Source organism: Mediterraneibacter sp. HA8405 (genome assembly GCF_056148955.1).
Map to the genome: position 1 here is coordinate 718,433 of NZ_CM148758.1, position 12,560 is coordinate 730,992.

General features: G+C 46.7%; 13 protein-coding genes. 12 read left to right on the forward strand and 1 reads right to left on the reverse strand.

Annotated features, from left to right (window positions below):
* Positions 1-628 precede the first annotated feature (628 nt).
* Positions 629-1,201: a TetR/AcrR family transcriptional regulator gene (locus AC0QUU_RS03340; RefSeq protein WP_474544579.1), complete on the reverse strand. Its 573-nt coding sequence runs from the start codon at positions 1,199-1,201 to the stop codon at positions 629-631.
* Between the two features lie 209 nt (positions 1,202-1,410).
* Between AC0QUU_RS03340 and AC0QUU_RS03345 the strand changes: the two genes are divergently transcribed.
* The 12 genes from AC0QUU_RS03345 to AC0QUU_RS03400 all read left to right on the forward strand — a co-directional run bounded on the left by AC0QUU_RS03345 (position 1,411) and on the right by AC0QUU_RS03400 (position 12,560).
* The gene (locus tag AC0QUU_RS03345; RefSeq protein WP_474544580.1) at positions 1,411-2,400 is read left to right on the forward strand and encodes an NAD-dependent epimerase/dehydratase family protein; all 990 of its coding nucleotides are present in this window, start codon (positions 1,411-1,413) and stop codon (positions 2,398-2,400) included.
* A 70-nt stretch (positions 2,401-2,470) separates the two neighbouring features.
* Entirely contained in the window at positions 2,471-3,862 is a 1,392-nt protein-coding gene (asnS, locus tag AC0QUU_RS03350) for an asparagine--tRNA ligase (RefSeq protein WP_474544581.1), read from the forward strand.
* A gap of 108 nt (positions 3,863-3,970) precedes the next feature.
* The gene (locus AC0QUU_RS03355; RefSeq protein ID WP_474544582.1) at positions 3,971-5,023 is read left to right on the forward strand and encodes a metallophosphoesterase family protein; all 1,053 of its coding nucleotides are present in this window, start codon (positions 3,971-3,973) and stop codon (positions 5,021-5,023) included.
* 17 nt (positions 5,024-5,040) lie between these two features.
* Complete coding sequence (locus tag AC0QUU_RS03360; RefSeq protein ID WP_474544583.1) at positions 5,041-6,600, forward strand: ATP-binding protein; 1,560 nt, start codon at positions 5,041-5,043, stop codon at positions 6,598-6,600.
* Between the two features lie 64 nt (positions 6,601-6,664).
* Positions 6,665-7,999 (forward strand): CCA tRNA nucleotidyltransferase, encoded by a 1,335-nt coding sequence (locus AC0QUU_RS03365; RefSeq protein WP_474544584.1) that lies wholly within the window; start codon positions 6,665-6,667, stop codon positions 7,997-7,999.
* Between the two features lie 65 nt (positions 8,000-8,064).
* Entirely contained in the window at positions 8,065-9,075 is a 1,011-nt protein-coding gene (locus tag AC0QUU_RS03370; RefSeq protein ID WP_474544585.1) for a CotS family spore coat protein, read from the forward strand.
* 237 nt (positions 9,076-9,312) lie between these two features.
* Complete coding sequence (locus AC0QUU_RS03375) at positions 9,313-9,585, forward strand: HU family DNA-binding protein (protein ID WP_474544586.1); 273 nt, start codon at positions 9,313-9,315, stop codon at positions 9,583-9,585.
* Between the two features lie 118 nt (positions 9,586-9,703).
* Positions 9,704-9,943 carry an RNA-binding S4 domain-containing protein gene (locus AC0QUU_RS03380; RefSeq protein ID WP_474544587.1) on the forward strand — a complete coding sequence of 80 codons (240 nt, stop codon included), beginning with the start codon at positions 9,704-9,706 and terminating at the stop codon, positions 9,941-9,943.
* 99 nt (positions 9,944-10,042) lie between these two features.
* Positions 10,043-10,327: a sporulation protein YabP gene (gene yabP / locus AC0QUU_RS03385; RefSeq protein WP_474544588.1), complete on the forward strand. Its 285-nt coding sequence runs from the start codon at positions 10,043-10,045 to the stop codon at positions 10,325-10,327.
* Between the two features lie 12 nt (positions 10,328-10,339).
* Positions 10,340-10,669 carry a spore cortex biosynthesis protein YabQ gene (gene yabQ, locus AC0QUU_RS03390; protein ID WP_474544589.1) on the forward strand — a complete coding sequence of 110 codons (330 nt, stop codon included), beginning with the start codon at positions 10,340-10,342 and terminating at the stop codon, positions 10,667-10,669.
* Between the two features lie 51 nt (positions 10,670-10,720).
* Positions 10,721-11,053, forward strand: coding sequence for an FtsB family cell division protein (locus AC0QUU_RS03395; RefSeq protein WP_474544590.1), 333 nt, complete (start codon positions 10,721-10,723; stop codon positions 11,051-11,053).
* Between the two features lie 109 nt (positions 11,054-11,162).
* Positions 11,163-12,560: a SpoIIE family protein phosphatase gene (locus AC0QUU_RS03400; protein ID WP_474544591.1), complete on the forward strand. Its 1,398-nt coding sequence runs from the start codon at positions 11,163-11,165 to the stop codon at positions 12,558-12,560.

Genomic DNA, 12,560 nt, shown 5'->3' on the forward strand with positions numbered 1-12,560 from the left:
TGATCCCCGGTCTTCGTGATTTATCTTAACTCATGGAACGGAATCAGAATTTCCTGTCCCCCTCTTCTGAAAGGCGCATCCAAAAACTCTCCGGACTTCCGTTTTTCTGTTCCTCAGTCCGGAAATTCCCTTCGCAGATCCTCATAAACCAAAAAAGAAAGGGGTGCTTTAACGGCGGAGACGGCAGGTGATCCAGGCAGTAGTGATGCTTTAGATCCGGGCAGCTGCAGTCGGAACAGCTCCGGCTTTTTCCTGTTTTATGAAATTCGGAATTGTCGGGGATACTGCTGACTGGATGTGCGCAGAAAACAGCGGGATACCGCCGATTGGATGCAGCTTCTGGAAATGAGGGATGTGTGCTTTTGGTGACTTTGGAGCAGATATTAGAAAAACAGAAAACCTGGCGGCAGGCGTTAAAATTTACAGCAGAATTGTCTGAGCGAATGCGAGTTTTCTGCTGTAAATTTTGCTCTTAGCCTGTCGTCAGGTTTTTTAGTTTTTCTTTATCTGCGGAACGGAAACAAAAGCACACATCCCTCATTTCCAGATCCGATTATCCAATCTCCTGGTATTCAGGTGTTTTCGGACGCCTATCCACTCACAGCTCTCCGACAAATCCGAATCTGATTTATTGGAGAAAGTGAATCCCTTTCATCATGATGTTTTCAGCAACGGATGCGATTTCCTCGGCGCTGGTTGTCATTCCGTCTGCCAGCCATTTTTCCAGAAGGCCGATGCAGCCGGCGCTGACAAAGGAGTAGTAGTATTCGATCTGTTTTGGGGTTGCATGGGCAAAATATTTGGAATAGCTTTCTACACATTTTTCTCTTCCGATTGTCAGCAGCCGGGTAGCAAAGTTTTTGTCTCCGTATTTCCCCAGTGTAACCGCGCAGAGATCTGCGTTTTCTTTCAGACATTTAAAAATTCCGGTTGTGATTTTAAGGGGAGTGAGTTCTGTATTGTCTGAATCCAGAAGAGGCTTAAGAGCTGTCTGGAAATCGGTCAGCATTTCTTCTTCTATCTGTCCCATCAGGTCGTAAATATCTATGTAATGCGCGTAAAATGTTCCCCGATTGATACCGGCTCTGGCGCAGAGCTCCTTTATGGAAATGCTCTGTACGGGTTTTTCCTGCAGCAGCCCGGTAAATGCCTGGCGGATAAGCATCCGTGTAAGTCTGGTTCGCTGGTCGGTTCTGGCCATAATTTTACTCCTTTCCGTACAAAACAGACAGAATATGTCTGATATACCCGATATCCGGCAGTTTGGCGGCAAGCTGCCGATTGAATAATGTACACTGCGGATATTATAATACAATTGAAAATGAAACTCAACATAGTGTTGATATAAATATTATGCTGTCTGGTGTTTGGGGGATATCATCCAAAGTTGAAACGGAGGTGACGTCAACAATGAAGAAACTTTATATTGTTACAGGAGCCGGCGGACATCTGGGCGGGACGATTATCCGGCAGCTGCAGAAAGAGCCGGTCCAGGTGCGGGGACTGCTTTACGGGAAAGAAAAACGGGAGGACATGGGAAATGTTCACTATTACCGGGGAGATATACGAAAAGTTGATTCTCTGCGGCCCCTGTTTTCGGGCTGCGGAGACATGGAGACATATGTTATACACACGGCGGGAATTATAGATATCTCAAGTCATGTGTCCTCGGGAGTATATGACGTAAATGTGGGCGGTACGAAGAATATCCTGTCTTTGTGCCGGGAATATCCGGTAAAACGGCTGGTGTATGTAAGCTCAGTGCATGCAATTCCCCGGCAGAAGCGCGGAACAGTTACGAAAGAAACGGAAATGTTTTCTCCTGATTACGTGACCGGAGGTTATGCAAAGACAAAGGCAGAGGCAACCCGGGCTGTACTGAAAGCGGCAGAAGAAGGGCTGGATGTGGTGGTTGTCCATCCGTCTGGTATTCTGGGACCTTATGACCGCTCCGGCAATCATCTTGTTCAGATGGTTTCGGAATATCTGCGCGGAACGCTTCCGGCATGTGTAAAAGGCGGATATGATTTTGTGGATGTACGGGATGTAGCTTCAGGCTGCCTGCTTGCCGCCGAAAAAGGCCGGAAAGGAGAGTGCTATATCCTGTCTGATAAATACTGTGAGATCCGGGAAGTGCTGGATATTGCGGGAGAGGTTTCCGGGAAAAAGAAACTTCCGGTGCTTCCGCTCTGGATGGCAAAACTGGCCGCGCCGTTTATGCAGCTTCATTCCAGACGTAAAAAGCAGCGGCCGCTGTATACGGCATATTCTCTTCATGTACTGGGAAGCGGAGAAAGGTTTTCCCACAAAAAAGCAACGGAAGAGCTGGGATATTCCCCCAGAGACCTGCGTCTGACAATCCGGGATATGGTGGCGGATATGCAGGGAACTTTTGTGTAATATATTTACGCTTTTGATTTCCGGTGTTATAATGTTCATACTGATTACAAGATTGAAGGAGTTTTTTGGTATGGAACTGACAACAATTCGGGAAATATTTAAGAACAGAGAGGATTATCTGGACAGGACGGTGACAGTTGGGGGCTGGATCCGCAGTATCCGGGATTCTAAGACATTTGGTTTTATCGTGTTGAGCGACGGATCTTACTTCCAGACGCTTCAGGTTGTTTATCATGATAAAATGGACAATTTCGCAGAAGTCTCAAAACTGAACGTGGGGGCGGCAGTAATTGTGACAGGTACTCTTGTGGCAACACCTCAGGCAAAACAGCCCTTTGAAATTCAGGCAGATATCGTGGAAGTGGAAGGCGCGTCCGCTCCGGATTATCCCCTTCAGAAAAAACGCCACAGTTTTGAATTTTTAAGGACTATTTCACACCTCAGACCAAGGACAAATACATTTCAGGCTGTATTCCGCGTAAGATCTCTGGCGGCATACGCTATTCACAAGTTTTTCCAGGAGAGAGGCTTCGTATATGTGCATACTCCGCTGATTACCGGAAGCGACTGCGAAGGAGCGGGAGAGATGTTCCATGTGACTACGATGGATCTGGAAAATGTTCCGAAAAATCCGGACGGAACGGTAGATTACAGCCAGGATTTCTTTGGAAAAGAGACAAGCCTCACTGTAAGCGGACAGCTTAACGGAGAAACTTACGCGCAGGCATTCCGCAGCATTTATACATTTGGTCCTACATTCCGGGCTGAGAATTCCAATACTACAAGACATGCGGCAGAGTTCTGGATGATTGAGCCGGAGATTGCGTTTGCCGATCTGGAAGATGATATGGATCTGGCGGAAGATATGCTCAAATATATTATTAATTATGTGCTGGAAAATGCGCCGGACGAGATGAATTTCTTTAATTCATTCGTGGACAAGGGACTGCTGGACCGGCTTCACAATGTGGCAAATTCAGACTTTGCCCGTGTGACTTATACGGAGGCTGTTGATATTCTGGCAAAGAATAACGATAAGTTCGAATATAAGGTATCCTGGGGCTGCGACCTTCAGACAGAGCATGAGCGTTATCTTACAGAGCAGGTATACAAGCGCCCGGTATTTGTTACTGATTACCCGAAAGAAATCAAAGCGTTTTATATGAAACAAAATGATGATGGAAAAACGGTTGCTGCCGTTGATTGTCTTGTGCCGGGAATCGGTGAAATTATCGGGGGAAGCCAGAGGGAGGACGATTACGGCAAGCTGCTGAACCGGATGAAAGAGCTGGGACTCAAGGAAGAAGATTACAGCTTCTATCTGGATCTTAGAAAGTATGGTTCCACCAGACATGCCGGTTTTGGTCTCGGTTTTGAAAGATGTGTTATGTATCTGACGGGAATGGGAAACATTCGTGATGTAATTCCATTTCCAAGAACAGTCAATAACTGTGAATTATAAAATGCGAAAGGACGCGGCGCGGGGTGCAGCGTCCTTTTCTGATGAAAAACATCGGGAAGAAAAAGTAATTTAAAACAGTTTGCCGGAAAAAAGAGACAGGAGGAAAGAATGAAATTTATTCATATTGCCGACGTACATCTGGGGGTTCACCCGGATGCCGGGACAGCGTATACTGAGAAGCGTCCGAAGGAAATCTGGGATACCTTTGAACGGATTATCGGGATCTGCCAGAAAGAACAGACGGATCTTCTTCTGATTGCCGGAGATCTGTTCCACAGACAGCCCCTTCTTCGGGAACTGAAAGAAGTAAACTATCTTTTCTCTGCTCTGACACACACAAAGGTCGTGCTGATTGCCGGAAATCATGATTATATACGCAGAGATTCTTATTACCCTACATTTCCGTGGAGCGAAAATGTACGGCCGCTTTTCGGCAGTAAAATAGAATGTGTGGAGTTTGAGGAGCTGCGGACCGCTGTTTATGGCCTGAGTTACCACAGCAGGGAGATAACGGAGCCGTTATATAATACAGCCACGCCGGAAGGAAGGCAGAGGTATGAACTTCTGCTGGCCCATGGAGGAGATGAGAAGCATATTCCTGTTGACTGGGAACGTCTGGATTGTCTCGGGTATTCATATGTTGCTTTTGGTCATATACATAAGCCTCAGGCTGTGCGGAGAAACCGGATCCTTTATGCCGGCGCGCCGGAGCCGACAGACCGCAATGATACAGGACCTCACGGATATGTAAAAGGGGAGATTACGGAAAAAGGCGTTCATGTCCGGTGGTTCCCCTGCGCTTCCAGAGAATACATCCATGCAGAGATTCCTGTGGACGAAGATGATACCGCAGGCAGCGTAAAGAAAAAAATAAGAGAATATATAAATGGACACGGAAATGAAAATATTTACAAAATAACTTTGCAAGGCGTGAGAAACAGGGAGGTCTGTTTTGATATGATGCGGACGGATACAGATGGAAATGTTCTTGAAATTCTGGACGAGACGCGTCCGCCCTATGATTTTGAAAGACTGTACAGAGAAAATGCCGGAAATATTATCGGCCGGTATATTGAAAGATTCGAGGGATGCGGCAGGGACAGTGAAACGTATCAGGCTTTGTGTGAAGGTGTAGACGCGTTAATGAAGAATCGCAGATAGAACGGGACGCGGGAAATATGATAATTACAGAAATTTATATAAAAAACTTTGGCATGCTCTCTGACAGACATATTCGTTTTACAGATGACGTGCAGATAATATATGGAGAAAATGAGTCGGGTAAGTCCACTCTTCATGCATTTATACGTGCCATGCTGTTCGGAATGGAGCGGGGGCGGGGAAAGGCAGCGACAAAAGACGACTTTACCCGCTATGAGCCATGGGAGAACCCGGAGAAATACGCAGGGGTTCTCTGGTTCAGCTGCGGAGGAAAACGGTTCCGGCTGGAACGGAATTTCAGCCGTTATATGAAGCGCGCTTCTCTGATTTGCGAAGATGACGGAGAAGAGCTGTCGGTTGAAGACGGAGATCTGGAAATGCTGCTGGGAGATATGACAGCTTCCCTCTACGACAGTACCGTTTCGGTCGGACAGCTGGCAGCGGCGCCGGGGCAGGAACTTTCAAGAGCGCTGGAGAATTATGCGGCTAATTTCTGCGAAGCAGGCGGAGGGGACATTGATGTAAATGGCGCGCTGCGAATCCTGAGAGAAAGGCGGAAAGAGGCGGAAAGAGCGCTGAAGAAAGAGAGAGGCGCCAGGGAGGAAAAGCGGCAGAAGCTGCTCAGGGAATGTTCATATCTGGAGAAAGATATGTCGGCTCTGTCAGCTGAATTTAATGAAAAGAAAGCTGCGCTGGAAAGTATGGGACGGACAGAGAATCCGGGCAGCCGGGAAGAAAGAGAATTTGTCGGAAGAACGGGTGTTTATGCTGCAGGCGGACTGACCGGGATGTTCATCGGCGTGACTGGTTTTGTCTGGGCGCAGTTTCTTAATGGATGGAAAATGCCCGGTCCGGGCGGCGCGCTTTTATTTTTCTCTGTTATTGTCTTTTTAACCGGCATTCTGCTGACAGGGGCTGCAGGTTATGCATATCTGGAGAAGAAGCATGCGCAGGAACGAACGGAAAAAGAGCATGATGTACGGTGGCAGAAGAGAGAGGGGCAGTCCGGAGAAGCGAGCGATATCCGGCGAGTCCGGTGGGAGATTGGACGCATACAGGCAGAATGGAAAGAAAAAGAGATCCGCTGCGGTAATTTAAGAGAGCATTGCGCGGAGATTGAAAGTGAAGCCGGTGATGCAGAAAAGGAACTGGCCGGACGCTGCCGGGCTCTTCAGATCGCGGAGGAGCAGATGCGGCTGGCGGCAGACAGTCTGGGAAAGCAGACAGCCGGAAATCTGAATGAACAGGCATCGCAGATATTTGCGGCCGTAACAGAGGGAAAGTATCAGCGTCTGGACATTGGGGAAAAACTTCAGATATCTGTCTGGGACGGCATCCGGCGCATTCCGGCAGAACGTCTGAGCAGGGGAACTCTGGAACAGATTTATTTTTCAGTCCGGATGGCTGCCGCGGATATTCTGCAGGAAGAGCCGATGCCTGTAATTCTGGACGATACATTTGCTTTTTACGATGAGAAAAGACTGAAATCTGCATTAAAATGGTTGAGAGGACAGAAAAGACAGGTTATAATATTGTCCTGCAACAAAAGAGAGGAAGAAATTTTAAAACAATTCTGAAGAAGTTGACGAAAAGGGACGGCTTTTTTATAATAACCGTCCCCTTTGGGGAGGAAGATATGTTATGAAGATAACATTGCCAAGGAAAGTGCTGATGATTATTAATAATCTCCAGCTTCACGGATATGAAGCCTTTGCGGTCGGCGGCTGCGTAAGAGATTCCATTCTGGCCAGGCGCCCGGAAGACTGGGATATTACCACATCCGCCCGGCCGGAGGAAATCAAGAAACTGTTCCGAAGAACTGTGGATACGGGGATCGAGCATGGAACTGTCACTGTTTTAATAGGGAAAGACAGTTTTGAGGTTACTACTTACCGCGTGGACGGCGCATATGAAGACAGCCGGCATCCGACAGAAGTGCGGTTTACCAGTCGGCTGGAGGATGACCTGCAGCGCCGGGATTTTACGATCAATGCCATGGCGTACAATGATGAAGTCCGCCTTGTGGATGTATTCGGCGGTATGAGGGATCTGAATCATCATCTGATCCGCTGTGTTGGCGATCCGAAAGAACGCTTTTCAGAAGATGCCCTGCGTATTCTGAGGGCAGTCCGCTTTTCTGCTCAGCTGAATTTCCCCATCGAGCCGTATACTGCAGAAGCGGTAAAGGAACTGGCTCCCACACTTGCGAAAATCAGTGCGGAGCGTATTCAGGCAGAACTGGTAAAGCTTCTTGTTTCTCCTCATCCGGAACGTATCCGTGATGCATATGAACTTGGAATCACAAAAGTTATTCTTCCGGAGTGGGATGCGATGACAGGAGTGGAACAGAACACGCCCCATCATAAATATGATGTGGCCGAACACACTATACGTGCCATGAAATATGTGAAGCGGGATAAAATATTGCGGCTTACCATGTTATTTCATGATATGGGAAAGCCGGCCGTGAAAACAACGGATGAGAATGGAAGGGATCATTTCAAAGGGCATGCTCTTGTCAGTGAAGAGATAGCCCGGATAGTTATGCGGAGACTGAAATTTGATAATGACACGGTAAAAAAAGTAACCCGTCTTGTATGTTACCATGATTACAGAACAGAAGCTACACCGGAAAATGTACGCCGGGCCATGAACCGGATCGGCGTCGATCTCTTTCCCTATTATCTGGCTGTCAGAATGGCAGATGCAAAAGCGCAGAGCCCCTACCGGAGGAGAGAAAAAATCGAAAATATTGTGGCGATGAGGAAGCTGTATCAGGAGGCACTGCGAAACGAAGAATGTGTCACACTGCGCCAGCTTGCGGTAAGCGGCCGGGATCTTATGGATCTGGGAATGCAGCCGGGGAGAGAACTGGGCAGCATGTTAAGCAGGCTGCTGGAATATGTGATAGATGATCCCCGGAGAAATGACAAAGAGATTCTGTGTGATTATGTAAAAGAAAAGCTTGGGTTATAAGCATACTTGGGCTGCCCCCTTCATAGATTAGAAAGGACCAGAATATACGGGGACAGGGGGCAGCTATGAGAGAGTACGAACAGGAAATACTGGAGAGATATGCATTAGAAGTGAAAAGCACCCGGCGGATCAGGGGTGCGTTTTTTTGCGATACTGACGAAGGGGCAATGCTGCTGAAAGAGACAAATATCTCAGAGAAGCGCGCTTTTTCTCTGTATCGGACGGAAAGCTGGCTGGAGTCTCTCGGGATGCTGGTTGACACGCCGGTTTTCACAAAGGAGGGGGATATATTATCCGTATCGAGGGACGGCACAAAATATATAATGAAAAAATGGTACTGCGGAAGAGAGTGCGATCTGAAAAAAGAATCCGAACTTGTCCGTGCTGCCAGAAATCTTGCCGTACTTCATATGAAAATGAATCTGGCAGCTCAGGACCAGGAATACGGGGAAATATATACCGGGATTCCGGTCAGGAGAAACCCGCTGGAGGAAATAAAAAGCCACAACAGAGAACTGAAAAAAGTCCGTTCTTTTGTCAGAAACAGAGTCGCTAAAAATGAATTTGAATATTTGTTCCTCCACAGTTTTGAGAAGATGTACAGAATGGCCGAGACGGTGGCAGATCATCTGGAGAATTCCGGATGTATGGAACTGTATGAACAAAGTGTGAGCAGGGAATGTCTGGCTCACGGAGATTACAATTATCATAATATTCTGATACTTCCCGGGGGCACGGGAGTCACGAATTTTGAACATATGTGTATTGATATTCAAGTTCATGATTTATATTATTTTATTAGAAAAGCAATGGAAAAGTTTCAATGGAAAGAAAATATAGGAAAAATAATTCTGGATGCCTATGAAAGCGAACGGAAACTGGAAGAAACAGAAAAGCTGTATATCGGACTGTTCCTTGCATACCCGGAGAAATTCTGGAAAACTGCCGGAAGTTACTATCATTCAAATAAAGCATGGCTTCCGGAAAAAAATGTGGAAAAACTGGAGACGGCTGTGAACCAGTGGAAAGAAAAATACGGTTTTCTTAAGCGGGTTTTTTTGCTGGACCTTCAGTGAGCTGCCGGTGATATATATGAAAAAGGGGGAAAGCGGATTCCGGAAGTCCGCTTTGCCTCGGAACAGGCAGATTTACGGGTGCGGCCAAAAAGCCGGAAAAACGCCGAAAATTCTTGACAAAGAGGTAAGGAACCGTTATAACAGTACATAAAGGCGGAAACATGTGGACGAAGTTACATGCCCCTTTATATCAGAATAAAATTGTATGTGGATACAATAAAGAGGAGGAATTAACTCATGAACAAAACAGAATTAGTAGCAGCAGTTGCAGAGAAAGCTGAAATTTCCAAGAAAGATTCTGAAAAGGCTCTGAAAGCGTTCGTCGATGTTGTAACAGAGCAGCTGAAAGCTGATGATAAAGTACAGCTCGTTGGATTTGGTACTTTCGAGGTAAGCAAAAGAGCAGCAAGAGAAGGAAGAAACCCGCAGACAGGCAAGACTATGAAGATCGCTGCCTGCAAGGCGCCGAAGTTCAAAGCAGGAAAGGCTTTAAAGGATGCAATTAACTAGTCTGCTTTTTCCATGAGAAAATGAATCGGACATTTTGTTTATTGAGAGGACAGGCACTTACGATGCAGAGGACATTGTAAGTGCCTTTTCTGACTCTGTTTTTTCGGGAGGTGAAAAGATGAGGCTGGATAAATATCTGAAGGTCTCCAGGCTGATTAAACGCAGAACCGTAGCAAACGAGGCGTGTGATGCGGGGCGTGTCTGCGTAAATGGCAAACAGGCGAAGGCGTCTGTTAATGTAAAAGAAGGCGACATTATTGAAATTCAGTTCGGAAATAAAGCGGTTAAGGCAGAAGTACTGAAGATTCAGGAGACAACGAAAAAAGAAGACGCAAAAGACATGTTTCGTTATCTGTAACAGAAAGATATCCTGATTCCGGTCAGCAGGCATAAGCTGAAACAACCTTTCATATACATAAGAACAGGTGCTGCAAGAAGTACCGGGGGAGGTGCGTATATGGAGGAACAGCGGATCGCAAAGACACATAAACTTGTGGTAAATAACCGGAAAACAAGCACAGTTACAGGGGTTCTGGATGTGCTTTCTTTTGACCTGAATGAAATTCTTCTGGAGACGGAGCAGGGAATGCTGATGGTGAAGGGGACTGATCTTCACGTTAACCGGCTGAGTGTGGAGAAAGGGGAGGTGGATCTGTCGGGGAATATCGACAGTGTCGCTTATTCCAGTATAAACCAGGCCGGACGGCAGAGTGAAAGTTTCCTCTCCCGGCTGTTTAAATAATAGGAGAACTCCATGATTGGAATTGGCAGTGAAGCATTGATTTTTCTATATGCGGTGCTGGGAGGCATGGCAGTGTTTTCAGCGTACTGTGTTCTGATCTGCTTCCGGCGCATCATAAAACATGGCAGAGCCTTAACCGGGCTTGAGGATATTCTGTTCTGGATCGGCGCCAGCGGATTTATTTTTAAGCAGATGTACGACACTACATATGGGAGTATAAGATGGTATTTTATACTTGGTGTTGTATCAGGAGCGGCGCTGGGATTCGGCCTGCTTTGTCTGGAGAGAAAATTACAGGTAAAGTTTAAGAAAAGCCTTGAAAAGTACAGGAAAAGAAGATAGAATATTTTTTAACGGGGAGCAAAAAAAGGGATTAATAAGTGGGTGAATTGTATGAGTAAAAGAAAAGGGACAGGCCGGCAGCGGAGCAGGAAAAGACGTTCCGGATTCAGCCGGTACAAAAGAAGCGTTCTGATGATCTGTACGGTTCTCGTTTTCCTTTCCGGTGTACTTGCAGTGAATTCTCTGAGACTTCAGGCGAAGAATGCTGAGTATATCGAGCAGGAGGAGGAACTGCAGTCTCAGATAGACGATGAAAAGAAACGTTCGGAAGAAGTGGCGGCATTTCGGGAATATGTTAAGACAGATGACTATGTCAAAGAAACAGCTGAAGAAAAGTTAGATCTTGTTGATCCGAACGAGATTATTTTTAAGCCGGCGGAATGACAGATGCGGATCCGTGCGGAAATTTGTATGAAAAAATAAGAATTACCAATGAAGACTCCAGGAGAAGTTCTCCTGGAGTCTTCTGTTTTTGAAGGGAGACTATAGAGTTATGAGCGATGGACAGGCACTCCACAGCAGCCCCTATGTGGAGCAGATTGAAAAATATGCACATTCACTGAAACAGCTGTCTCAGACATTTCTCGGACTTGAGGAAAAACGGCAGGCATTTTCTGACGAGGAAATAGAAGCCATGTTTTCCCGCGTTCGTCAAAAAGTGTGCGGCAAATGTGAAAAATGCGGCTGGTGCTGGGGCGAAAATTTTGTCCATACGTACCAGATGGGATATGAAATTCTTTCTGCGGTGGATCATTATGGAAATGAACTGAATACAGAGACAAAACGGAAGCTGATGCAGAGGTGTATTATGGCGCCGCGGTTTTTAAGAGAGATGCTGGAGGGATTTCATGACGCGCGGCAGAATATGATATGGGTAAACCGAATGGTCAGAAGCCGTGAGGGGTGCGCCATACAGATGGATACTTTTGCGGATATGATACAAAGTACGGCGAAAGAGCTGGAAAGCAGCATTTTTACAGATGAGAGGCTGGAGAAAAAGATCGGCGCAGCACTCCGGAAGAAAGGAATCCGGATGCTGTATACAAATTTTTTTATGACACAGGCAGGCAGGTATGAGATTCAGGTTACGGCAAGAACAATGAAAAATCAGAAGATTTCCACGAAAGAAATTGCGAAGGCCGTATCTGACGCAGCGGGGCGAAGGCTGATTCTGCAGAGCGGCACAGCCCAGGTTATAGGGAAACATTATATGACGGTGGTATGTCAGGAGGGGCCGGCTTATTATACTATGCAGGGGGCGGCGCGTATCGGGAAAGGATGCAGCCAGATATCCGGCGATAATTTTGCCATGCTGGAACTGCCGGGAGGAAGGCAGGGGGCGGCGCTTTCAGATGGAATGGGTTCAGGAGAAGAGGCGTGCCGGGAGAGCACCCTGGTCATTGAACTGCTGGAAGAGCTGCTGGAAGCCGGTTTTCCGGTGAAAACGGCAATTCAGATGATCAATACAACACTGGTTATGGGGAGGGAAGAGATCCATTATTCTACAGTGGATATGACAATTTTTGATCTTTATACAGGAGAATGCGAGATTATCAAAGCCGGGGCATCATCTACGTTTATAAAAAAGAAAGATGAGGTAGAGCATTTGAGTTCCACCAGTCTGCCGATCGGGGTGATGAATTCTATAGAAATAGATTCGGTGAAAAGAAAACTGTCTGCCGGAGATTTTGTGATTATGGTGACGGATGGAGTACTGGACGCGCTGCCTGTAGGCGAGCAGGATCTGCTCCTGGAAACAATTATTCAGGGGAGTACAATTGCCAATCCAAAAGAAATGGCCCACCATGTTCTGGAACAGGTGCTTGCCTGGACGGGAAAAGAACCGGCTGATGATATGACCGTGCTGGCGGTGGGAATATGGGAGTGCTGA